At 66.5% G+C, this 21,871-nt stretch carries 21 protein-coding genes and 1 tRNA gene; 14 read left to right on the top strand and 8 right to left on the bottom strand.

Annotation, left to right across the window (positions count from 1 at the left end):
- Window positions 1–3 precede the first annotated feature (3 nt).
- The 10 genes from leuD (at window position 4) to ACKTT0_RS23105 (ending at window position 10,431) form a co-directional block, all read left to right on the top strand.
- The gene (gene leuD, locus ACKTT0_RS23150; protein ID WP_407852079.1) at window positions 4–654 is read left to right on the top strand and encodes a 3-isopropylmalate dehydratase small subunit; all 651 of its coding nucleotides are present in this window, start codon (window positions 4–6) and stop codon (window positions 652–654) included.
- A gap of 38 nt (window positions 655–692) precedes the next feature.
- Window positions 693–1,769: a 3-isopropylmalate dehydrogenase gene (leuB, locus tag ACKTT0_RS23145; protein WP_407852078.1), complete on the top strand. Its 1,077-nt coding sequence runs from the start codon at window positions 693–695 to the stop codon at window positions 1,767–1,769.
- A gap of 280 nt (window positions 1,770–2,049) precedes the next feature.
- On the top strand, window positions 2,050–3,180 hold the full coding sequence (asd, locus tag ACKTT0_RS23140; protein ID WP_407852077.1) for an aspartate-semialdehyde dehydrogenase: 1,131 nt from the start codon (window positions 2,050–2,052) through the stop codon (window positions 3,178–3,180).
- A gap of 191 nt (window positions 3,181–3,371) precedes the next feature.
- Window positions 3,372–5,108 carry a type IV pilus assembly protein FimV gene (locus tag ACKTT0_RS23135; RefSeq protein WP_407852076.1) on the top strand — a complete coding sequence of 579 codons (1,737 nt, stop codon included), beginning with the start codon at window positions 3,372–3,374 and terminating at the stop codon, window positions 5,106–5,108.
- A gap of 6 nt (window positions 5,109–5,114) precedes the next feature.
- Complete coding sequence (truA, locus tag ACKTT0_RS23130; RefSeq protein WP_407852075.1) at window positions 5,115–5,918, top strand: tRNA pseudouridine(38-40) synthase TruA; 804 nt, start codon at window positions 5,115–5,117, stop codon at window positions 5,916–5,918.
- Window positions 5,919–6,063: 145 nt separating this feature from the next.
- Complete coding sequence (locus ACKTT0_RS23125) at window positions 6,064–7,158, top strand: TRAP transporter substrate-binding protein (protein WP_028355578.1); 1,095 nt, start codon at window positions 6,064–6,066, stop codon at window positions 7,156–7,158.
- A 205-nt stretch (window positions 7,159–7,363) separates the two neighbouring features.
- On the top strand, window positions 7,364–7,987 hold the full coding sequence (locus ACKTT0_RS23120; RefSeq protein WP_407849790.1) for a TRAP transporter small permease subunit: 624 nt from the start codon (window positions 7,364–7,366) through the stop codon (window positions 7,985–7,987).
- Window positions 7,988–7,992: 5 nt separating this feature from the next.
- A complete protein-coding gene (locus ACKTT0_RS23115) occupies window positions 7,993–9,660 on the top strand; it encodes a TRAP transporter large permease (protein WP_407852489.1) in 1,668 nt (555 codons plus the stop codon).
- A 4-nt stretch (window positions 9,661–9,664) separates the two neighbouring features.
- Window positions 9,665–10,327, top strand: coding sequence for a phosphoribosylanthranilate isomerase (locus ACKTT0_RS23110; protein ID WP_407852074.1), 663 nt, complete (start codon window positions 9,665–9,667; stop codon window positions 10,325–10,327).
- Window positions 10,328–10,354: 27 nt separating this feature from the next.
- Window positions 10,355–10,431: transfer RNA gene (locus tag ACKTT0_RS23105), tRNA-Val, on the top strand.
- A 120-nt stretch (window positions 10,432–10,551) separates the two neighbouring features.
- Here ACKTT0_RS23105 and ACKTT0_RS23100 read toward each other — a convergent pair.
- The 6 genes from ACKTT0_RS23100 to speG all read right to left on the bottom strand — a co-directional run bounded on the left by ACKTT0_RS23100 (window position 10,552) and on the right by speG (window position 16,148).
- Complete coding sequence (locus ACKTT0_RS23100) at window positions 10,552–11,814, bottom strand: hypothetical protein (RefSeq protein WP_407852073.1); 1,263 nt, start codon at window positions 11,812–11,814, stop codon at window positions 10,552–10,554.
- 118 nt (window positions 11,815–11,932) lie between these two features.
- A complete protein-coding gene (locus ACKTT0_RS23095; RefSeq protein ID WP_407852072.1) occupies window positions 11,933–13,342 on the bottom strand; it encodes an FAD-dependent oxidoreductase in 1,410 nt (469 codons plus the stop codon).
- Window positions 13,343–13,349: 7 nt separating this feature from the next.
- Window positions 13,350–14,498, bottom strand: a complete 1,149-nt coding sequence (locus ACKTT0_RS23090) for a polysaccharide pyruvyl transferase family protein (protein WP_407852071.1) — start codon at window positions 14,496–14,498, stop codon at window positions 13,350–13,352.
- Window positions 14,499–14,602: 104 nt separating this feature from the next.
- Complete coding sequence (locus tag ACKTT0_RS23085) at window positions 14,603–14,968, bottom strand: hypothetical protein (protein WP_407852070.1); 366 nt, start codon at window positions 14,966–14,968, stop codon at window positions 14,603–14,605.
- Window positions 14,969–15,164: 196 nt separating this feature from the next.
- On the bottom strand, window positions 15,165–15,572 hold the full coding sequence (locus ACKTT0_RS23080; protein ID WP_407852069.1) for a YkvA family protein: 408 nt from the start codon (window positions 15,570–15,572) through the stop codon (window positions 15,165–15,167).
- A gap of 9 nt (window positions 15,573–15,581) precedes the next feature.
- On the bottom strand, window positions 15,582–16,148 hold the full coding sequence (speG, locus tag ACKTT0_RS23075; RefSeq protein WP_407852068.1) for a spermidine N1-acetyltransferase: 567 nt from the start codon (window positions 16,146–16,148) through the stop codon (window positions 15,582–15,584).
- A 233-nt stretch (window positions 16,149–16,381) separates the two neighbouring features.
- Between speG and ACKTT0_RS23070 the strand changes: the two genes are divergently transcribed.
- From ACKTT0_RS23070 to ACKTT0_RS23060, 3 genes are read left to right on the top strand one after another with little or no spacing between them, the layout of a single operon-like run.
- Window positions 16,382–17,155, top strand: coding sequence for an SDR family oxidoreductase (locus ACKTT0_RS23070; RefSeq protein ID WP_407852067.1), 774 nt, complete (start codon window positions 16,382–16,384; stop codon window positions 17,153–17,155).
- Window positions 17,156–17,162: 7 nt separating this feature from the next.
- A complete protein-coding gene (locus ACKTT0_RS23065) occupies window positions 17,163–17,405 on the top strand; it encodes a hypothetical protein (RefSeq protein WP_407852066.1) in 243 nt (80 codons plus the stop codon).
- Window positions 17,406–17,452: 47 nt separating this feature from the next.
- Window positions 17,453–18,361 (top strand): LysR family transcriptional regulator, encoded by a 909-nt coding sequence (locus tag ACKTT0_RS23060; protein ID WP_407852065.1) that lies wholly within the window; start codon window positions 17,453–17,455, stop codon window positions 18,359–18,361.
- 15 nt (window positions 18,362–18,376) lie between these two features.
- On the opposite strand, the gene ACKTT0_RS23055 is transcribed toward ACKTT0_RS23060, so the two are convergent.
- Window positions 18,377–18,730, bottom strand: coding sequence for a hypothetical protein (locus ACKTT0_RS23055; protein ID WP_407852064.1), 354 nt, complete (start codon window positions 18,728–18,730; stop codon window positions 18,377–18,379).
- Window positions 18,727–19,461 carry a response regulator transcription factor gene (locus tag ACKTT0_RS23050; RefSeq protein ID WP_407852063.1) on the bottom strand — a complete coding sequence of 245 codons (735 nt, stop codon included), beginning with the start codon at window positions 19,459–19,461 and terminating at the stop codon, window positions 18,727–18,729. Before ACKTT0_RS23050 ends, ACKTT0_RS23055 begins: the two co-directional genes overlap by 4 nt.
- A gap of 442 nt (window positions 19,462–19,903) precedes the next feature.
- Between ACKTT0_RS23050 and thrS the strand changes: the two genes are divergently transcribed.
- A complete protein-coding gene (gene thrS, locus ACKTT0_RS23045; protein ID WP_407852062.1) occupies window positions 19,904–21,856 on the top strand; it encodes a threonine--tRNA ligase in 1,953 nt (650 codons plus the stop codon).
- Window positions 21,857–21,871: the final 15 nt, after the last annotated feature.

Here is a 21,871-nt window from a genome sequence, read left to right as displayed (position 1 = left end):
ATCATGCAAGCATTCACCACTCACGAAGGCCTGGTGGCCCCGCTCGACCGCGAGAACGTCGACACCGACCTCATCATTCCGAAGCAGTTCCTGAAATCGATCAAGCGCACCGGCTTCGGTCCCAACCTGTTCGACGAGTTGCGCTACCTGGACCATGGCGAGCCCGGCATGGACAACAGCAAGCGGCCGCTGAACCCGGATTTCGTGCTCAACCAGCCGCGCTACCAGGGCGCATCGATTTTGCTGGCGCGCAAGAACTTCGGTTGCGGCTCGAGCCGCGAGCATGCCCCGTGGGCGCTGACCCAGTACGGGTTCCGTGCCATCATCGCGCCGTCCTACGCCGATATCTTCTTCAACAACAGCTTCAAGAACGGCTTGCTGCCCATCGTGCTGTCGGAGCTCGAGGTGGCGCGGCTGTTCGACGAGGTCAAGGCATTCCCGGGCTACAAGCTGCGCATCGACCTCGAGCGGCAGGTCGTGGTTACCGGCGAGGGGCGCGAATTGAAGTTCGACATCGAGCCATTCCGCAAGTATTGCCTGCTCAATGGCTTCGACGATATCGGCCTGACGCTGCGCCAGTCGGACAAGATCCGGGCGTTCGAGGCCGAGCGCCTGGCCCGCCATCCCTGGCTGGAAAGCCGGCCGGTCGTGTGACCGTCCAGTTTTTCTGACATTCATTCATAGGTTTTTTCATGACGCATAACATCGCAGTGCTGCCCGGCGACGGTATCGGGCCTGAGATCGTCGAGCAGGCCGTGCGCGTGCTGGGCGCGCTGGGCCTGCCGCTGGAAATCAAGCATGCGCCCGTGGGCGGCGCCGCCTACGACCAGTTCGAGCACCCGCTGCCGCCGGCCACGCTGGACCTGGCACGCAACTCGCATGCCGTGCTGTTCGGTGCCGTGGGCGACTGGAAGTACGACAGCCTGCCGCGCGAGTTCCGGCCCGAACAGGCCATCCTGGGCTTGCGCAAGGCATTGGGCCTGTTCGCCAACCTGCGCCCGGCCATCCTGTACCCCGAGCTGGCCAGCGCGTCGTCGCTCAAGCCCGAGATCGTTTCAGGGCTGGATATCCTGATCATCCGCGAGCTGACCGGCGACATTTACTTCGGCACGCCGCGCGGCGTGCGCGATGCGGTCGACGGGCCGTTTGCCGGCGAGCGCGAAGGCTTCGATACCATGCGCTACGCCGACACGGAGGTGCGCCGCATCGCGCGGATCGGCTTCGAATCGGCGCGCAAGCGCGGCAAGAAACTGTGCAGCGTCGACAAGGCCAACGTGCTGGAGACCTCGCAGTTCTGGCGCGACATCGTCATTGAAGTGGCGCGCGACTATCCCGACGTGGAGCTGTCGCATATGTATGTCGACAATGCCGCCATGCAACTGGTGCGCAATCCGCGCCAGTTCGACGTGATCGTGACCGGCAACTTGTTCGGCGACATCCTCTCGGACGAAGCCGCCATGCTGACCGGTTCGATCGGGATGCTGCCCTCGGCATCGCTGAACGCTTCGGGGCAGGGCCTGTACGAACCGAGCCACGGGTCCGCGCCCGATATTGCCGGGCAAGGCATCGCCAATCCGCTGGCAACCATCCTGTCGGCCGCCATGCTGCTGCGCTATTCGCTGAACCTCGCGCCGCAGGCCGACCGCATCGAGGCCGCCGTGCGCGCGGTGCTGGCCCAGGGCCTGCGCACCGCGGACATTCACGAACCTGGCACCACCAAGGTGTCCACCGCGCAGATGGGCGACGCGGTACTCAAGGCGCTGGGCTGACGCGCGTTCGCGCGCCCGGCGTGGGCCGGGAAGTGTTCGGGAGGTGTCAGACACCCTGCGGAGACGAGCGTCGGATTGTCACTGCGTCTCCAGGGTGTCTGACACCTTCGCGCCGAGGGTGCCTGGCACCTTTTGACGGCAACCAGGCGCCGGTTTCCCCCGATATGCGCTCACATCCGGCCCCGATTTTTTAGCGTGCAGCGCAACATTCAAGCCTGCATTCTGATAAATTGTCGGAATCGAAGGCTTTTTTCATCTATCTACCTCAAGAGCATTGAACATGACGCAAGCAGTAGGCCTGGTCGGCTGGCGCGGCATGGTCGGTTCCGTCCTCATGCAGCGCATGCGCGACGAAAACGACTTCGCCCTGATCGATCCCGTATTCTTTTCCACCAGCAATGCCGGTGGCGCGGCGCCCGCCTGGGCCGACGGCGCGGGCCCGTTGCAGGACGCCTACGATATCGATGCTCTGAAAAAACTGCCCATCATCGTCACCGCGCAAGGCGGCGACTACACCTCCGAAGTCTTCCCCAAGCTGCGCGGGGCCGGCTGGAACGGCATCTGGATCGACGCCGCCAGCACGCTGCGCATGAAAGACGATGCCATCATCGTGCTCGACCCGGTCAATCGCCCGGTCATCGACGCGGCGCTCAAGCGCGGCGTGCGCAACTTCGTCGGCGGCAACTGCACGGTCAGCTGCATGCTGATGGGTCTGGCAGGCCTGTTCAACAACGACCTGGTCGAGTGGATGACCTCCATGACCTACCAGGCCGCTTCGGGCGGCGGGGCGCAGCACATGCGCGAACTGCTGACGCAGTTCGGCCTGCTCAACCAGGCCGTCAAGCCGTTGCTGGATGATCCGGCCTCGGCCATCCTGGAAATCGACCGTGGCGTGCTCGCGGCGCAGCAGGATCCGGCGCTGCCGCAGGAACATTTCGGCGTGCCGCTGGGCGGCAACCTGATCCCCTGGATCGACAAGGACCTGGGCGATGGCATGTCGCGCGAGGAATGGAAAGCCGAGGCCGAGACCAACAAGATCCTCGGTCGCGGCGCCGCCTTCGGCACGCCGGCCACCCCGGTCGACGGTTTCTGCGTGCGCATCGGCGCGATGCGCTGCCACAGCCAGGCGCTGACCATCAAGCTCAAGCGCGACCTGCCGCTCGACGAGATCGAGTCGCTGATCGCCCAGGGCACCCAATGGGCCAAGGTCGTGCCCAACACCAAGGAAGACACCATCCGCGCGCTGACGCCGGTCGCCGTGACCGGCACGCTGGACATCCCGGTGGGGCGCCTGCGCAAGCTGTCGATGGGCCCGCAATACCTGGGCGCCTTCACGGTGGGCGACCAGCTGCTCTGGGGCGCGGCCGAGCCGCTGCGGCGCATGCTGCGCATCGCCCTGGCCGAGGCCTGACGGGCGTCCGGCCACTTGGGCTGGCCGGGGCCGGCGGCGAAGGCACCTGCGGGTGCCTTCGCGCTATCTGGCCGGCGCGGTTGCGCATGGCGCGTGCCGCGCGGGCTTGCAGATTTGTGAATCACGGCCCATACATTAAACTTTCGCCCAGCATTGGCCGGTAACTTGATTCGTACAGCAGGATTCCCACTATGACCTTGCGCTCGCGCCATCCCTTGCACGCCCCTCGTACCAAAGCCCTGCAATGGGCGGTGGCCCTGGCCCTCGGCGCGTCGCTCGGCACCGTGGCCCAGGCTGCCAGCGTGGGCCATTCGCGCGTCGTATCGGCGCCCGGCGCGCCCCTGCAAGTGGTGGTGCCGCTGCAGGGCCTGAGCCCGGAAGAGGCCGCCTCGCTGCAGGTATCGCTCGCCGATGCGGCGGCATGGCAGCGTGCCGGCTTGACGCCGCCCGTGCCGCTGGACAGCGCCCAGGTCAGCATCCAGGACGGCGCCGATGCCGCCCGCAAGAACATACGCATCGTGTCGACCCGGCCGCTTGCCACGCAAGCGGTCGATTTGCTGCTCGATGTGCGCTCCAGCGCCGGGCAACGCCAGGTGCAAGTCACCATCCTGGTGCCGCCGCGAGGCTCGGGCGCCGACGTACAGCCGGCGCGCGTGGGCACTGGCGCTGCCTCGTCCGGCGCCCCGGCCGGCGCGGTCACGGTCCGCCAGGGCGACAACCTGTTCCGCATCGCCCGCCGCAACGCGGTGCCGGACGCGAGTGTCTACCAGATGCTGGTGGCGCTGTGGCGCGCCAATCCCCAGGCCTTCATCCAGAACAACATGAACCTGGTGCGCGCCGGCGAGACGCTGTCGATTCCCGACGCGGCCACCGTGCGCGCCATCGACCCCACCGACGCGCGCCGCATTTTCGCCGAGCAAGTGGCGGCGTTCGAGCGCTATCGTGGCCGCGCCGGCGCGGATGCCGCGACAGGCGCGGCGGTGGCCGGCGCCCGCGGAGCCGCATCCGGCCAGGTGAGCCAGGGCAGCTCGTCCGGGCCCGGCGCCTCTTCGACGCCGCAAGACCGGCTGCGCCTGAGCGCGGCCTCGTCCGCCGATGCGCAGGCCGACGCGCGCACTTCCGGCGAGCGTGCCATGCAGGACGCGCAACAACGTGTCGATACTTTGCAGGGCAACGTCGATGCGCTGAGCCAGGCGGCCGGCGGCAAGGGCGGACAGGACGGCGCAGCGGCAGGGGGCGCGGCCGGCGCCGCTGCTACCGGGGCCGGGGCGGGCCAGTCTGGTACCCAGGCGGCTGGCGCAGCCGGCCAGGCCGGTTCGCCCGGCACGGCGGATGCCTCCTCTTCCAATGGCACCCAGGCAGGCGCCGGCGCGTCCAACGGCGCCAAAGCGGACGCGGCCGGGAGTGCCGCTGCGGGCGCCAATGCCCAGCAGGGCGCAGCGTCCGCTGGTGCCAATGATGCCGCAGCCAACGGCACTGGCGCGGCAGGCGGATCCGCCGCGGCGCCGGGCGCCGCCGGCGTGAACGGCCCGGCCGGGACGAATGGCTCGGGCACGACCGATGCCGCTCCAGGCGCCGGCACGGCTGGTTCGGGCGCGGCGGGTGCGCCCGCCGCCGCTGGCGGGCAAGACCAGGCCGGCCCGGGGAAGGCCGCGGCAGATCCCGCGCGCGCGGCATCCGCCAGCAGCATGCCCGGCTGGCTAGCCGACAACCTGCTGGTCATCGTCACCGCGGCGCTGGCGTTCATCGTGCTCGTCATCGCCTGGTTGCTGCGCCGGGCCGGCGCGCGCCGCGCGGACGAGGACGAAGCGTCGTATGGCGAGCCGGTGCTCGACACCGCCGCGCTCAATCGCAAGCTGGACGGCATCAGCCTGGACCTGGACCAGCCGCCTTCCGACGAGCCGCCCGCCGGCAGGCCGCGCGCCTGACATCCCATGCCGCGCATGGCGTTGGGGCTGGCCTACGATGGCTCCCCGTGGCAAGGCTGGCAGACCCAGCCGCACCGGCAGACGGTCCAGGATACCCTGGAGGCCGCGCTGGCCAGCTTTGCCGGCGGTGGCAGCCTGGCCACCATCTGCGCTGGCCGCACCGATACGGGTGTCCACGCCGCCATGCAGGTGGTCCACCTGGACACCGACCTGGCGCGCCGCCCCGAATCATGGGTGCGCGGCGTCAATGCCTTCCTGCCGCCCAGTATCGCCGTACAGTGGGCGCAGGGCGTGCCGGACACTTTCCACGCCCGTTTCTCCGCGCGTTCGCGCACCTACCTGTACCTGTTGTGGCGCGGGCGGGTGCGTCCGCCGCTGTGGGCCGGGCGTGCCGGCTGGTGTTTCCAGCCCCTGGATGTCGACGCCATGCGGCAGGCCGCCCGGGCGCTGCTCGGCGAGCACGACTTTTCCAGCTTCCGCTCATCGCAATGCCAGGCGCGCCATCCCGTGCGCACCCTGCACCAGCTCGACATCATCGAGCGCGGCCCGTTCCTGGTGTTCACCCTGCGCGCCAACGCCTTCCTGCATCACATGGTGCGCAACCTGATCGGCGCCTTGCTGCAGGTGGGGCAGGGGCGCCAACCGCCTGCCTGGATGGCCGCGGTGCTGGCGGCGCGCGACCGCCGGCTGGCCGCTCCGACGTTTTCGCCCGACGGGCTCTATCTGTCTGCGATCGAATATCCGGCTGAATTCCAGCTGAACGAGACCGATGGCGGGCCGCGACTGCTGTCACCTTTTACATTTACTTAAGGGTTATCAGCAGGAGCGCGGCAATCGGGAATCCCGATATTATTGCGAACGAAAAAAACGGCAGCCTCTACACGAGCTGCCGTTTTCGCGGCCGTTCCACACGAACGGCACGCTCTGCATCGCTTCCAAACAGGAGACTTCAGTAATGCAACGCCGTTCGTTCCTCAAAAAGGCCACCCTGGGCGCCGCAGCCGGCGGCGCCACTCTCGCCGCGCCAGCCCTGGCGCAGGATTCCCCGACCCTGAACTGGCGGCTGGCCTCCAGTTTCCCGCGCAGCGCCGACGCCATCTATACCGGCGGCGAGAACCTGGCCAAGTACGTGTCCGAGGCGACGGACGGCAAGTTCAATATCCGCGCCTTCCCGGCCGGCGAGATCGTGCCGGCCCTGCAAGTGCTGGATGCGGTGCAGAACAACACCATCGAATGCGGCCACACCGCTTCGTATTACTACTTCGGCAAGGACCCGGCGCTGTGCTTCGACGGCGCCGTGCCCTTTGGCCTGAATACCCGCCAGATGAATGCCTGGATGCGGCATGGCAATGGCCTGAAGCTGACGCGCGAATTGTTCCAGAAGTACAACGTCGTCAATTTTCCCTGCGGCTATACCGGTACGCAAATGGGCGGCTGGTTCCGCAACGAGATCAAGTCTGTCGACGACCTCAAGGGCCTGAAGTTCCGCGCCAGCGCCTTCGCGGGCGCGGTGCTGTCGCGCCTGGGCGTGGTGCCGCAGCAGATCGCCGGCGGCGACATCTACCCCTCGCTCGAAAAAGGCACCATCGACGCGGCCGAGTGGATCGGCCCCTACGACGACGAGAAGCTCGGCTTCCACAAGGTCGCCAAGAACTACTACTTCCCCGGCTGGTGGGAAGGCACGCTGCAGGTCTCTCTGTATGTCAACCAGGAGGCCTACAACAAGCTGCCCAAGCATTACCAGGCGGCCTTGTCGCAGGCCGCCGCCGCGGCGACTGCCGACATGATTGCCAAGTACGACGCGGAGAATCCCGCGGCGCTGCGCCGGCTGGTGTCGCAGGGCGCCCAGCTCAAGGCCTTCCCGAAGGCCGTCATGGATGCCTGCTACACCGAGGCCACCAAGGTATACGAGGAGTTCTCGGCCAAGGATCCCATGTTCAAGAAAATCTATGAGGACATGGTGGCCTTCCGCGACAACGAGATCCCGTGGTTCCGCGTGGCCGAAGGCAGCTTCGACGGCTTCATGGGCACGGTCAGCGGCCGCAAGTAACAGGCAGTGCCGGGCGGCCCCGGGCGGGCTGGATCGACGACGCGATAAAATCGTCCGATTCAGCCCCCGCGGCGCCCGCCACAAGCCGGCCTGGCGGGGGCCTCGCATGCCGACGGCACCGCGGCCACCCCGGGAACCCATTGCATGCCATGTCCCGCGCCACATCGGGCGCGCGGCGAATTCACTCTAGGTCATTATTCCCATCATGAAAGCATTACTCGCTATCTCGCGCGGCATAGACGCGCTGAACCTGCGGGTGGGGCGAGCCGTGACGTGGATCACGCTGCTGGTGGTGCTGGTGAGCGCCGGCAACGCCCTGGTCCGCAAGGTGTTCGAGACGAGCTCGAACGCGTGGCTGGAACTGCAGTGGTACATGTTCGGTGCCATGTTCCTGCTCACGGCCGGCTACACCCTGCTCAAGAACGAACACGTGCGGGTGGACATCCTGTCCTCGCGCCTGTCCAAGCGCACGCAGATCTACATCGAGATCTTCGGCGTGTTGTTTTTCCTGTTGCCGATGGCGATCCTGATCATGTACCTGTCGTGGCCGATGTTCATGGACTCGTACGTGTCGAACGAGCAGTCGTCGAATTCGGGCGGGCTGGTGCGCTGGCCGGTCAAGCTGCTGATCCCGGTGGGGTTCGGGCTGCTGGTGCTGGCGGGCGTGTCGCGGCTGATCAAGTGCGTGGGGTACCTGCTGGGGCAGGCGCCGGACCCGCTGGCGCGCGCCGAGGGCAAGAGCGCCGAGGAGCAACTGGCCGAGGAGATCGCCCGTGAAGCGCAGGCGCGCGAAGCGGCCCTGCAACACCAACAGGACAAGGGCCGCTGATCATGATGGAATTCTTTCTGGCGAACCTGGCGCCGATCATGTTCGGCACGCTGGTGGTGTTCCTGCTGCTGGGCTTTCCGGTGGCGTTCGCGCTGGCGGCCAACGGGATCCTGTACGGGCTGGTGGGCATGGAGCTGGGGCTGTTCAACGCCTCGCTGTTCCAGGCGCTGCCGCAGCGGGTGTTCGGGATCGTGGCCAACGACACGCTGCTGGCGGTGCCGTTTTTCACGCTGATGGGGCTGGTGCTGGAGCGCTCGGGCATGGCCGAGGACCTGCTCGAGACGATCGGGCAGGTGTTCGGGCCGCTGCGCGGGGGGCTGGCCATCGCGGTGGTGGTGGTGGGCGCGATGCTGGCGGCGACCACCGGGGTGGTGTCGGCCTCGGTGATCTCCATGGGGCTGATCTCGCTGCCGATCATGCTGCGCTACGGCTACGACCGGCGGCTGGCCACGGGGGTGATCGCCGCCTCGGGCACGCTGTCGCAGATCATCCCGCCGTCGCTGGTGCTGATCATCCTGGCCGACCAGCTGGGCCGCTCGATCGGCGACATGTACCGGGGGGCGATGCTGCCGGGGTTCCTGCTGGCCGGGGCGTACATCCTGTACGTGGTGGTGGTGTCGGTGCTCAAGCCGTCGGCCGCGCCGGCGCTGCCCGAGGAGGCGCGGGCCTTCCGCGAGCCGAACGGCTCGCGCGGGGGGCGCTCGCTGCTGGTGTTGATGCTGCTCTCGGCGCTGTCGGCCTACCTGATCACGCAGTGGATCGAGAAGGCCGACGCGCCGGTCGACGAGAAGGTGGTGCTCAGCCTGCTGCTGTGGGGGCTGACGGCGTTCGTGATCGCCATCGCCAACAAGCTGTTGCGGCTGAAGATGCTGTCGGCGCTGGCCGAGCGGGTGACCTTCGTGATGATCCCGCCGCTGTTCCTGATCTTCCTGGTGCTGGGCACGATCTTCATCGGCATCGCCACGCCGACCGAGGGCGGGGCGATGGGAGCGGTGGGCGCGATCGTGATGGCGCTGATCCGCCGGCGGCTGACGCTGGACCTGCTGCGCCAGGCGATGGACACGACCACCAAGCTGTCGTGCTTCGTGGTGTTCATCCTGGTGGGCTCGACGGTGTTCGGGCTGACCTTCCGGGGCGTGAGCGGCGACCTGTGGGTCGAGCACCTGCTGACCAGCGTGCCGGGCGGGGAGTGGGGGTTCCTGATCGTGGTCAGCGTGCTGACCTTCGTGCTGGCGTTCTTCCTGGACTTCTTCGAGCTGGCGTTCATCATCGTGCCGCTGTTGGGGCCGGTGGCCGACAAGATGGGCATCGACCTGATCTGGTTCGGGGTGCTGCTGGCGGTGAACATGCAGACCTCGTTCATGCACCCGCCGTTCGGCTTCGCGCTGTTCTACCTGCGCTCGGTCGCGCCCAAGGACGCGTACCGCGACAAGGTCACCGGCCAGCGCATCGAGCCGGTGACCACCGGGCAGATCTACTGGGGCTCGGTGCCGTTCATCGTGATCCAGCTGGCGATGGTGGCCGCGGTCATGCTGTTTCCCGGCCTGGTCATGCACTACAAGGCTGGCCAGTCCACCGTCGATCCCAGTACTATCAAGATCGAGATCGACACCACCTACGGCACCAGCATCTACGGCGACAGCGCGGCCGATCCCGCCGCCGCCTTCAAATAGCATCATGCGCACACGCGTCAAGATCTGCGGCTTGACCCGCGAAGCAGACATCGCCTCGGCCGTGCAGGCCGGGGCGGACGCGGTCGGCTTCGTTTTCTATCCGGGCAGCAAGCGCTATGTCACGCCGGCCCGGGCCGCGCAGTTGCGCCGCACGGTGCCGGCCTTTGTCGACGTGGTGGCCCTGTTCGTGAATCCCGAGCCGGCCGACGTGCGGGCGGTGCTGGACCAGGTCGGGCCAGACCTGCTGCAGTTCCATGGCGACGAGGCCCCGCAGGATTGCGAGCGCCACGGCGCCCGCTACATGCGGGCGTTCCGGGCCGGCGCGCCGGGGCTGGATACCCCCGACACGCTGGCGGCCGCGTGCCGGGCCTATGGGCAGGCGGCCGCCTGGTTGTTCGACAGCTACAGTGCGGGCTACGGCGGCAGCGGCCTGGTCTTCGACCACGCGCTCCTGGCCGGCGTGCAAGCCGACCCGGCGGCACGGCCGCTCGTCCTGTCCGGCGGCCTGAATGCCGCCAATGTGGGCGCCGCGATCCAGGCAATCCGTCCCTGGGCGGTGGACGTCAGCAGCGGCGTGGAAACAGCGCCCGGCCTGAAGTCGGCCGACAAGATCCGCGCGCTGCTCGACGCCGTGCGCCAGGCCGACGAGCGCTTGCGCGACGAATAAAAGCCCTATATAATCTTTCTTCTTTGCAGGCGGTTAGCTCAGATGGTTAGAGCGCTACGTTGACATCGTAGAGGTCGTTGGTTCGATTCCAATACCGCCTACCAGAATACTTGCAAGCCGTGCCCGGCACGGCCAAGAAAGCCGCTTAAGTCGTTGACTGGGCGGCTTTTTGTTTGCAGGCACGCAAACCCGTCGAAAGCCGATTCAGGGCAGGGGTCCTCGGATCACTGCGGAACCGGGACCGTCACCGACCCCTCGGCCGAGAACGGATCCTTCAAGCCGATGCGAATCGCCAGGTCGCCGGTTTTCCCGGGCACTGTGAAGGTCGCCGAGGCGGCGGGCGTGTAGGTGGTTCGCGAGATGATTTTCCGGCCCGCCGACAACGAGAACGCATACTGGAAGTCCCCGGGTTTTCCCAGGCTGGCCGATGGCGTGGCGCTGACCGTCAGCTCTGTGCCATGGCGGGTGAATTTCACGTCGAGTTCGGACGGCCGCGGAGGCGCCACCGCGAGCCACCGATGGCTCGCTGCAAACGGGGCATGGGCCAGGTAGCCTTCGGCGACCGCGGGCAGCGTTGCCCCGTTCGATATCTTCTGGATGAGCGTATCGAGCGCAGCGCCGGGCGGCCCGACGTGACCCTTGCCCCATGCACCCGGCAGAAAGACGATATTGCGATCCTTGGACAAGAAGACTTTGTCATTGCCTATGCTGGTGAAGGCCAGCGCATTGAGCCAGGGACCGGCATGCTCGCGCCGGTGGAATGCATCGGTGAAATTCTGCAGATAGACAAGTTGCTTGCCCGCGCCGAGCCGCGCCGCGGGCGGCAGGCGATGGACCGTGGCCGGCATGAACTTTTCCAGGCAGTCCTGGATGGCTTGCCGGTTTGGCGGATTGCCAGGCTGGCACGCCTGCCCGGGATATGCGACGCTGATGTAGCGCATGACGTGGCGGGCGTAATAGCCGCCGATGGACGTCTGGGGGTTCCAGACGATGGCGGTGCCCGTCGTGGTGATGCGCGACAGCGCCTGCAGGCTGGCGTATCCGCCGCCGCTGCCGCCGACGATGATGGGCGTCCTGCCTGTTGCGCGGGAAATCGCATCGATGCTGCGGGCGATCCGGTCGTACAGGTCGGGGGCAATGGCATTGCCGGCATACCAGGCCAGCGTCAACCTGCGGTCCAGCGCCAGGGTAGGGTCGGAAACCGCCAGCAAGGGAAGGCGGTTTTTCTTGCCCAACTCCATTCCGGAAAAGAACGGCGCGAGCGATTTGCGCGTCTTGTCAGGCAGCGTGCCCCTGAATACCACCAGGAAATGCCGCTGGTCGAGCGACGGGTTGCCAAATCCCGAAGAGAGAAAATCCAGGGTCAAGCCGCGTCCCAGCGGTACGGAATGAACGCCGTCCCGCAGCATGTCGGCAGGGCGCTTTTCGGCTTCTTCGTATTGGTAGTGGGCGGTGTGCCACTGCTGGTAATCAGTGTAGATGTCCATGGGGCAGGAGGTTCGAGTGGGCCTGCGGGCTTACCGTTATAGCAAGACAGCCGATGTGATTGACCGGCAATCCTTCCGATGGTTCACGCTTGCCGGCCTACGCCCGCACGGGGACCTATCACGTCCGATCCAGATTCGCCCCCTGGCGCCGCAACTCTTCCTGCACCTCCCCGGCCGGCACATCCCGCGGCACGACGCCTGCGCGCGACGCTGCCGCGGCGCAAGCTCCCGCCGCCTGGCCGGTGGCCATCGCGATAGGCATCACCCGGTATGAAGAGTGCGCTTCGTGCGTGCCCGAAATGCAGCGCCCGGCCATGATCACCCCCTCGACGCGCTGGGGAATCAGTGCGCGCAGCGGAATGTCGTAGGCGTCCTCTTCCGGAATGCGCCTGAGCGTGGTGCCTTTGCCGGCGGGGTTGTGGATGTCGACCGGATACGTGCCGCGCGCGATCGCGTCCGGGAATTTGCGCGCATTCAGCAGGTCGTCCGCGGTCAGCTGGTATTCGCCGACGATGCGGCGCGTTTCCCGCACGCCGACGTGGACGCCGCTCTGCACCGCGTAGCTTTCTTCGAAGCCAGGCACATATCTGCGCAGGAAGCGCGCCAGCTGGTTCATCTGCCGCCGGCTTTCCCATTCTGCCAGGCTCCAGTCCCAGACGTCCGTGCCCAGCACCCGGGTCACGCGGGTCGAGTTCACGCTGACTTCGCGCGGATGGGGCGTCGCGAAGAACAGGATGTCTTCCCGGGCCAGGTCGAGTTCCTCATTGGCGGACGCCTGCTGGACCAGGTCCCATAGGCCATGCACGCCGCGCCATTGGGCAGGGTTGCGGCGGACATATTCCTGGAACGAGGCGGAGTTGAAATCCGCCATGCGGAACATCAGCGTCATGGGTTGCACCAGGCCGTCGGCGGCACGGCCGATTTCGTAATCGGCCCCGGCCAGCGCCGCGATGTCGCCATCGCCCGTGCAGTCGACCACGGTTCTTGCCTTGACGACGAGCGGGCCGCTCTTGGTTTCGAATATTGCGCCCGCCACGCCGCCATTGCCGACCACGCCGCTGGCGAAGGCATGGAACAGCATGCGCACCCCGGCCTGGTCGAGGAGTTCGAGCGCCACCCACTTGAACAACTCGGGGTCGAAGGGCACCACGTACCCCGTGTCGAGCGACGGCGCCACCGCGCCGCCGCTTTGCACCAGCCGCTCGAGCAGTTCCTTGAGCACGCCGGCGATGACCGGATGCCCAGGGCCATGGTCGTTGGGCAGCAGGTTGGTGACACCCAGCTTTTCGAAGACGGGGCGCTGGGTATGAAAGGACATCAGGGGCATGACCAGCGCCGCCGTGGCATTGCCGCCCAGGAAACCGTAGCGCTCGACCAGGATCACATCGGCGCCGGCGCGCGCGGCGCCCAGCGCAGCGCCGATGCCGGACGGTCCACCGCCCACTACCAGGACATCGGTCTCGGCGGCCAGGCCGGCCCGGCGCGCGGGCAGGGTGAGTTCCGGCATTGCGGCGGGTTTTTGGAGCATGGGCATGTCAGTCCTTTTTCCTGCCCGGTTCCGCCGGCGCCAGGCCGCCGAGCAGGTCCATGAGCAGGGTATGGTTCTCGCGCGCCCGTTCCTGCAGGGCTGGCAGCCGCTGGCGGATGTGCTTCTGGATCTTGGCGCGGAAGTCCCAGGAATGATCGATCGAGGCGAGCAATTGGCCGGGGCTGACGTCATGCAAGGGCGGCGTTTCCATGTCCAGGGCCTGCAGCAGGCCGGTCACCTTGGACGCATACGGCAGCGCCACGAACGGCACGCCCTGCAGCGCGGCGAAGATCAGGAAGTGCAGCCGCATGCCGACGCAGAACTCGAATCCGCCCATGATGGTCATCAGTTGTCCCGCGCTGTACTGGCCCTTGAGCACCGTGGCGTGCTGGGCGTATTGCATGCGCGCCACCACGGCATGGCTGTGCTGCAGGTCCTGGTTGCCGCGCTCCAGCGGAATGAACACCACGTCCGCGTCGAAACGCTGCACCATGAAATCGGCCGCGTTCGCCAGCAGCTCGTGATAGTGGTCGACGCTGATCCCGGGCGCGGCTGGTCCCGGCTCGCGGACGGAGAATCCGATCCGCCGCCTGGACTGGTCCAGTCCTTCGCGCGTCAAGGCGGTCCTGGGCAGCGGGCGCGCTTTCATCAGCAAGGCAGGGTCGGCGGTGATGTGCATTTCCCGTTGCAGGCCGGCCTCCTCCAGCACGCGAAAGCCTTGGCGGTCCCGCACGCTGATCACCGCCGCGGGCCGGAGCGCCTCGCACACCAGTTCGCGGTTGGAGGTGCGCGACAGCGGTCCCGCGCTGACGGCGTAGACCATCACCGGCACGCCCAGCTCATTGGCCAATAGCACCTCGCGCAGGTAGATATCGGCCTCGCCATCGAACAGGATGCCGCCGCCGCCCAGGATGAATACATCGAGGCGCGACACTTCTTCGCGGGCCTGCTCGCGGCTCAGTTCACGCACGGGGACGGCGCGGTCGATCTGGTGGCGCGCCTCGGTGTCCTGGCAGTTGCGGGAGAACACCGTGATCTCCGCCGCCGTGCTGGCCCGCAGCTGCGCGACGATGCTTTCGAGTATGGCCTCGTCACCCAGGTTGAGGCCGCCGTATGAGCCCGAAATACCGATCCGGCAAGGGCGCTGTTTCGCCATTTTCATGCTCCCTGTCGTACCGCGGTCGGTTCAATGTCCGCTTGACGCAGGATGCAGCAAATGGCGTGCCGGAACGACAAACGCCGGTGCCCCGGCGCCGGAAATCAGGCGACCGCGCGCAAGTGCTTGCGTGCCGTCGCGCGGCTCGTCTCGTGCCGCAGGAGCGATGCGGGGATGCCGTCGAGTTCGCGCCGGCCCGCCAGGCCGTCGCCCAGGCTGTCGCACATCAGTTGTGTGGACGCGCCGGCTTGCCTGGCCTGTGCGCCGAGCCTCCGGGCCAGTTCCAGCGCCTGGCGCTCGGCCAGTTCGCGTGACGGGACGGCCGCGCGGCAATATCGGGCTTTACATGACGTGCCGGCGTTCGCGCTGTGTTCCTGGACGTCTACGTACCCGCGGAAAAGGCCGTAGTCGATTTCGATGACCCGCGGACGCAGGCTCTGGACGCGCTGAGAATCGTTGAGCAGCTTCATCGGATTGCCAATGGAAGTTTCGACCTGACCCAGTCTAATGAAGCCGGCATCGATAAATCGGCGTCCATATGCAATCAGATAATGCACACGACCGCCGAATGCCACAGAACGTGTCTGAATTCGCAAGAATTGGCCATTCTTGACGATTCTTTAGATTTGCCGGCGCCAGCCGGGTGCGTGCAGTGAGGCGTCGGCCCTATTGCAGGGGCTGGCCGCGCCAGGAGGAGATCCCGCACAGCATCGCCAACCCCGCGGCCAGCCAGAGCGCCACGATGACGATGGCCCCGGCGCGGCTCCTGGGGCTTTGCCGCGAGCTTGCCAGCCACTCGGCGGCCTGGGCCCGGCATGCCGCCAGCACGTCCGGCGGGGTCAGCCGGACCGCGAGCCAGATCAGCGCAGGCAGCAGCAACGCGTCGTCGATGAAGCCGAGCACCGGAATGAAATCGGGGATCAGGTCGATGGGGCTGAGCGCATACGCAACCACGAATGCCCCCAGCGCCTTGGCGTACCAGGGAGTGCGAGGGTGGCGCGCCGCGAACCAGAGAGTCAGGGCATCGCGCTTCAGGCGCGCGGCCCAGGCGCGGCAGGTGGCAGCCAGGCCCATGTCCGCCGGCTAGCCGCGGTCATGCAGCACCGAGGCCTCGTCCGGCGCCGGGCCGTACGCAGCCAGGTAATCCTGCTGCAGCAACGCCATGCGATAGGCGTCGCGATAGCGGCCGTTGGAGAAGAATTCCTCTTTCAGCTCGCCCTCGATCTGGAAACCGCACCCTTGGTAGATGTGGGTGGCGGCCTGGTTGTCCTTGTCCACGACCAGGTAGACCTTGTGCAGGTTGAGCACCCGGAAGGCGTAGCCGGCGGCGATGCGGGTCGCGCGCTTGGCGTAGCCGCGCCCCTGGAAGGCCGGGGCGACGATGATCTGGAATTCGGCGCGCCGGTGGATATAGTTGATTTCGACCAGCTCGACCAGCCCGGCGGGCTCGCCGCTTTCGTGTTCGATAATGAAACGGCGCTCGTACTGGTCGTGGATATGGCGGTCGTACAGCGCGGCGAGCTCATCGTAGGCCTCATAGGGTTCCTCGAACCAATAACGCATGATGGCGTCGTTGTTGTTGAGGGTATGCACGAAGTGCAGGTCGCCGCGTTCCAGCGGACGCAGCCTGATGTCGGAGATGCTTGCCATGGGATTCTTCAAATATTGCAGAGGATCGCTGAACGGTGTTGCATGGCCGCGCATGGCCTGCCATGCAAGAATACTGCCACCGCGCGCGGACAGGGAATCGCCGCGGCGCACGAACCGGTCCGGCGCTTTCATTGTTCGCCGTTTCTGGATAATCTATCCAGGCTTCACTGGTTTATCGAGCCGCCGCCGGGGCCTAATCTGGCAGCTCCATCGATACCTGAAGGAGGCTTTCCATGGCTGACCATTCCATCAAGGGCAAAGTGGCGCTGATCGCCGGCGGCGCGAAGAATCTGGGCGGGCTGATCGCCCGCGACCTTGCCGAGCAGGGCGCCCGCGCGGTCGTCGTCCATTACAACAGTAATGGGTCCAAGGCCGCCGCCGATGAAACCGTGGCGGCGGTCAAGTCGGCCGGGGCGCAAGCCGTCGCGCTGCAGGGCGACCTGACCACCGCGGGCGCGGTCGAGCAGCTGTTCGCCGATACCATCGCCGCCGTGGGCCGACCCGACATCGCCATCAATACGGTCGGCAAGGTGCTCAAGAAGCCTTTCACGGAGATCACCGAGGCGGAGTACGACGAAATGGCCGCCATCAACAGCAAGTCGGCGTTTTTCTTCCTGAAGGAAGCGGGCAAGCACGTCAATGACAATGGCAAGATCGTGACCCTGGTCACGTCGCTGCTGGGCGCCTTCACGCCGTTCTATTCCGCCTATGCCGGCACCAAGGCGCCGGTGGAGCACTACACGCGCGCCGCCGCCAAGGAGTTCGGCGCGCGCGGCATTTCGGTCAATGCAGTGGGCCCCGGTCCCATGGACACTCCCTTCTTCTACCCGGCCGAGAGCGACGACGCGGTGGCATACCACAAGACTGCGGCGGCGTTGTCGCCCTTCACGCCGACCGGCCTGACCCACATCGAGGACGTCGTGCCGTTCATCCGGCACCTGGTCAGCGATACGTGGTGGATGACCGGCCAGACCATCCTGATCAACGGTGGCTACACCACCAAGTGAGGTTGACATGCGCACCCTGGTCCTGATCGCAGTGGGAATCGTGCTGGCGGTGCTGTTCCTGCGGCTGGCCCCGGCCAGCCGCCGCACGCTGGCGGCCGGCGCGTTCACGGTGGTCTGGCTGGGTGCGTCGTGCTGGAATCTGGCCACCGGCCTGTCGCATGGCTACACACTGGCCGAAGAGCTGCCCATTCACGCGGTGCTGTTCGGCATTCCCGTGGCGGCGGCCTGGCTGCTGTGGCGCAGGAGGTAGCGTCGAAACCGGGCCCGCATGGGCCCGGCCGCGCATAATCGGAACGCATGGACAGATTCCAGCAATATCGCGTCTTCGCGCAGGTGGCGGAGATGGGCAGTTTCATCAAGGCGGCCCACCGGCTGGATCTGCCGCGCGCGTCCGTGTCCGCCGCCATCCAGCAACTGGAGGGGCAGCTCGGTGTGCGCCTGCTGCACCGTACGACGCGCCAGGTGCGCCTGACCGCCGATGGCATGCAATTGCTCGAGCGCGTGCGCCCGTTGCTGGCCGACGTGGAGGATATCGACCAGTTGTTCCAGGGTGGCCAGCGCCAGGTGTCGGGCCGGCTCAATATCGATGTGCCCAGCCGCATCGCCCGGCGGCTGATCGCGCCGGCACTGCCCGGACTGCTGCGCAGCCATCCCGGGCTGCAGATATGCCTGGGCTCATCCGACCGGGCCATCGACCTGGTGCGCGAGGGCGTCGATTGCGCCGTGCGGGTTGGCGCGCTGCATGACAGCAGCCTGGTGGTGCGGCCGCTGGGGCAGGTGGGCTTGATCAACTGCGCCAGCCCGGGCTACTTGCGCGAGCATGGCGAACCCGTCCGGCCGGCGGACCTGCGCAAGGGACACTGGTCGGTGGGCTACGCCTCCGCCAGAACAGGCCGGGAGTCGCCCTGGGAGTACCTGGCGGGCAATGGCGGCCTGCACGCACTGGAAGTGCCCAGCAGGGTCATTGTGAATAATGCCGAGAGCTACATCGCCTGCTGCCTGGCGGGCGCGGGCATGATCCAGATACCGCGCTTCGATGTCAGGCATTTGCTGGAATCGGGTGACCTGGTCGAGGTCATGCCGGATCATCGGCCTCCCTCCATGCCGATATCGCTGCTGTATCCGCACAGGCGCCAGAGGTCCGAGCGCCTGGGCGTGTTTCTGGACTGGTTCGGGACCTTGATGCGGCCGCACCTGGAAGCCTGACCTGGGAGGGCGGTGTCAGGCGGCCGGGAGGTCGGAGATCTGTCGCAGCAGTTCGGCTTCGAGCCGCGCCAGGCTTGCCTCGACCGGGGCATGCGCCAGGGCTATGCGCGCGGCGTCGCCAGCCCGCAGCGCTTCGGTCAGGGCGTCGAGGAGCCGCGTGGCATCGGGGTCGGTGCTGAGGAAGCCGACGGTGCCCTTGGCGCGGTGGGTTTGCTGCCGCGCCTGGACGTAATCGCCGGTTTCGACCGCCTGGCGAATGGCGGCCAGGTCGGCGCGGGCGTGGGCCACCGACATTTCGAGAAACGCCCGGCGGCCGGCGGCGTCGGGATACAGCGCCAGGACGGTGGGCAGGTTGAGCATGGGCTTCACGGGCCGGTGTTCTGGTCGAACTTCTCGTTCAGGTACAGGGCGAGCGCCAGGTCGTCGGCCAGGTCGAGCTTGCGCATGGCGCGCCGCTTGTGGGTACTGATGGTTTTCTTGCTGCGCAGCAGGCGCGCGGCGACCTGCGTCACCGAGCGTCCCTGGGCGATCTGGCGCAGGACTTCGATCTCGGCGGTGGTCAGGCGCGAGTCGGGGTGGCGCGGGGGAGAGGTGCGCAGGGCGCCGTCTTCGTAGGCGACGAAACCGCGTGGTCGCTGGGCGGCGGCGCGGATCACGTCGGCCAGCGCCGCCATCGACGCGGTCTTGGGCAGATAGCCGGCCGCGCCGGCCCGGAAGGCGGCGTACTCGGTTTCGGCCGGCCTGCCGGCCGAGAAGGTGATGACGGCCATGCCCGGGTACAGGCGGCGCAGGCGGCGGATGAAGTTCATGCCGTCCCAGGTCTGGTTGGGCAGGTAGAAATCGACCACCGCGACATCACAGGGTTGCTGTTTCAGGCCGTCGAGCAGCCCGTCGGCGGTGGTCTCGGCGTGCAGGATGTCGAAATCGGGCTGGGCCCGCAGATAGGCCGCCACCCCGAGGGTGATGACGGGGTGGTCGTCCAGGATGGCGATGCGCAGGCGCTGGCGTGGCCGCGAGAGCAGCAGGTAGCGCCGCGCCGCGGGGAGCGGGGCGGATACCAGGGGCGGAGCCGAGGCCGTGGAAACAGAGGGGTGGATCATGGCGTGTGGCAGAAGACGGCCGCGCCGTCGGCGCGGTGTTACCCGCAGGCTACTGAAGAACGGGGGTGGTTTTAAGGCAGTATCGAATAAATAAGACTGGTCTTGTGTCAGACATTTCGGACTTGGGGCCCGCACAATTGCCAGGGTCGAGCCATCGGCGTATAGGCAAGCGGCGCACCGGACTGCCGCGCCGGCAACGGCCGGCCGGGTAGTGCTACAATGTTTGACGATCGGCGCGCGTGTTGCGTGCCGCGTCCGGATGACCCCCCAAGCATGATGCTTCGCCCGACCCGAACTACGACCGGAAACTTCCGCCCCTTGTCGCGTTAGTTTTATCCAGTGTCGGGTTTCGCCGTGTCAGGCAGACGGTAAGGCTCAACAAGCAACCAGACGAAACGCGGCTGACAGCCGCGTTTGTCGTTTTTTCGCCAGGAAATATCCGATGGTACAGATCACATTGCCCGATGGTTCGCAGCGTCAGTTCCCGGGGCCGGTCACGGTCGCCGAGGTCGCGCAGTCCATCGGCACCGGGCTGGCCAAGGCCGCGCTGGGCGGCCGCGTCACGCCGCCCGGCGGCGAGGCCAGGCTGGTCGACACCAGCTTCCGCATCGAGCGCGATACCCAGCTGGCCATCGTCACCGCGAAGGATCCGGATGGGCTCGACCTGATCCGCCATTCCACCGCCCACCTGCTGGCATACGCAGTGAAAGAGCTGTTCCCGGACGCCCAGGTCACGATCGGCCCCGTCATCGAGAACGGCTTTTACTACGATTTCTCGTACAAGCGCCCGTTCACCCCGGAAGACCTGGCCGCCATCGAGAAGAAAATGACCGAGCTGGCCCGCAAGGACGAGGTCGTGACGCGCGAGGAATGGACGCGTGACGACGCGGTGGCGTATTTCAAGAGCATCGGCGAGCACTACAAGGCGGAAATCATTGCCTCCATCCCGGCCAATGAAACCTTGAGCCTGTACCGCGAAGGCAATTTCATCGACCTGTGCCGCGGCCCGCACGTGCCGTCGACCGGCAAGCTCAAGGTCTTCAAGCTGATGAAGGTGGCCGGCGCCTACTGGCGCGGCGACAGCAACAACGAGATGCTCCAGCGCATCTACGGCACCGCCTGGGCCACCAAGGACGAGCAGGAGGCCTACCTGCACATGCTCGAAGAGGCCGAGCGCCGCGACCATCGCAAGATCGGCCGCGACCTGGACCTGTTCCATTTCCAGGATGAGGCGCCCGGCCTGATTTTCTGGCACCCCAAGGGCTGGACGCTGTGGCAGCAGGTCGAGCAGTACATGCGTGGCGTCTACCGCGACAATGGCTACCAGGAAGTCAAGGCGCCGCAGATCCTCGATATCTCGCTCTGGAAAAAGACCGGCCACTGGGACAATTACCGCGAGAACATGTTCACGACGGAGTCCGAGAACCGCGTGTACGGGCTCAAGCCGATGAACTGCCCCGGCCACGTGCAGATTTTCAACGCCGGGCTGCATTCGTACCGCGAACTGCCGCTGCGCTACGGCGAATTCGGGCAGTGCCATCGCAACGAGCCGTCGGGTTCGCTGCACGGCATGATGCGGGTGCGCGGCTTCACGCAGGATGACGGCCACATTTTCTGTACCGAGGACCAGCTGCAGGACGAATGCGCCGACTTCACCGCGCTGCTGCAGAAGGTCTACCGTGATTTCGGCTTCACCGAAGTCCTCTACAAGGTGGCGACCCGCCCGGACAAGCGGATCGGCAGCGACGAGATCTGGGACAAGGCCGAGACCGCGCTGATGGAAAGCCTGCGGCGCACCGGCTGCGAATTCGAGATTTCGCCGGGCGAGGGCGCGTTCTACGGCCCGAAGATCGAATACACGCTGAAGGACGCCATCGGCCGGCATTGGCAGTGCGGCACGATCCAGGTGGACTTCTCCATGCCGGTGCGGCTCGGTGCCGAGTATGTCGATGCCAATGACCAGCGGCGCGCGCCCGTCATGCTGCACCGGGCCATCCTGGGTTCGCTGGAGCGTTTCATCGGCATGCTGATCGAAAACCACGCCGGCGCGATGCCGCCGTGGCTGGCCCCTGTGCAGGCGGTGGTGTGCTGCATTTCCGAGCCTTCCGCCGATTATGCGGCGCAAATCACACAAACCCTGAAAAAACAAGGCTTTAGAGTGCAGTCGGATTTGCGCGGGGAAAAAATCACTCGTAAAATCCGCGAACATAGCCTGCAAAAGGTTCCGTACATTCTTGTCGTGGGTGACAAGGAAAAGCAGAATGGCACGGTTGCCGTCCGCGGCCTGGGGGGGCTCGATCTGGGCGTCATCGCGCTCGATGATTTCGCCGCCCGCCTGGCCGAAGACGTCGCCGCGCGCCGCAATGTCGTTCAACCCGAAAGCAGTGCTACTTAAATCTTTTAGGAGTCG

Origin of the sequence: Bordetella saccharivorans, from assembly GCF_045862855.1 — a bacterium.
Taxonomy (GTDB): domain Bacteria; phylum Pseudomonadota; class Gammaproteobacteria; order Burkholderiales; family Burkholderiaceae_B; genus Bordetella_A; species Bordetella_A petrii_F.
Note: the sequence above shows the minus strand (reverse complement) of the source record. Positions and strands in the feature narration are given on the sequence as shown.

Coding starts and splice junctions, on each gene's coding strand:
- leuD (WP_407852079.1), top strand. CDS start 4: ATGCAAGCATTCACCACTCACGAAGGCCTGGTGGCCCCGCTCGACCGC.
- leuB (WP_407852078.1), top strand. CDS start 693: ATGACGCATAACATCGCAGTGCTGCCCGGCGACGGTATCGGGCCTGAG.
- asd (WP_407852077.1), top strand. CDS start 2,050: ATGACGCAAGCAGTAGGCCTGGTCGGCTGGCGCGGCATGGTCGGTTCC.
- ACKTT0_RS23135 (WP_407852076.1), top strand. CDS start 3,372: ATGACCTTGCGCTCGCGCCATCCCTTGCACGCCCCTCGTACCAAAGCC.
- truA (WP_407852075.1), top strand. CDS start 5,115: ATGCCGCGCATGGCGTTGGGGCTGGCCTACGATGGCTCCCCGTGGCAA.
- ACKTT0_RS23125 (WP_028355578.1), top strand. CDS start 6,064: ATGCAACGCCGTTCGTTCCTCAAAAAGGCCACCCTGGGCGCCGCAGCC.
- ACKTT0_RS23120 (WP_407849790.1), top strand. CDS start 7,364: ATGAAAGCATTACTCGCTATCTCGCGCGGCATAGACGCGCTGAACCTG.
- ACKTT0_RS23115 (WP_407852489.1), top strand. CDS start 7,993: ATGGAATTCTTTCTGGCGAACCTGGCGCCGATCATGTTCGGCACGCTG.
- ACKTT0_RS23110 (WP_407852074.1), top strand. CDS start 9,665: ATGCGCACACGCGTCAAGATCTGCGGCTTGACCCGCGAAGCAGACATC.
- ACKTT0_RS23100 (WP_407852073.1), bottom strand. CDS start 11,814: ATGGACATCTACACTGATTACCAGCAGTGGCACACCGCCCACTACCAA.
- ACKTT0_RS23095 (WP_407852072.1), bottom strand. CDS start 13,342: ATGCTCCAAAAACCCGCCGCAATGCCGGAACTCACCCTGCCCGCGCGC.
- ACKTT0_RS23090 (WP_407852071.1), bottom strand. CDS start 14,498: ATGGCGAAACAGCGCCCTTGCCGGATCGGTATTTCGGGCTCATACGGC.
- ACKTT0_RS23085 (WP_407852070.1), bottom strand. CDS start 14,968: ATGAAGCTGCTCAACGATTCTCAGCGCGTCCAGAGCCTGCGTCCGCGG.
- ACKTT0_RS23080 (WP_407852069.1), bottom strand. CDS start 15,572: ATGGGCCTGGCTGCCACCTGCCGCGCCTGGGCCGCGCGCCTGAAGCGC.
- speG (WP_407852068.1), bottom strand. CDS start 16,148: ATGGCAAGCATCTCCGACATCAGGCTGCGTCCGCTGGAACGCGGCGAC.
- ACKTT0_RS23070 (WP_407852067.1), top strand. CDS start 16,382: ATGGCTGACCATTCCATCAAGGGCAAAGTGGCGCTGATCGCCGGCGGC.
- ACKTT0_RS23065 (WP_407852066.1), top strand. CDS start 17,163: ATGCGCACCCTGGTCCTGATCGCAGTGGGAATCGTGCTGGCGGTGCTG.
- ACKTT0_RS23060 (WP_407852065.1), top strand. CDS start 17,453: ATGGACAGATTCCAGCAATATCGCGTCTTCGCGCAGGTGGCGGAGATG.
- ACKTT0_RS23050 (WP_407852063.1), bottom strand. CDS start 19,461: ATGATCCACCCCTCTGTTTCCACGGCCTCGGCTCCGCCCCTGGTATCC.
- thrS (WP_407852062.1), top strand. CDS start 19,904: ATGGTACAGATCACATTGCCCGATGGTTCGCAGCGTCAGTTCCCGGGG.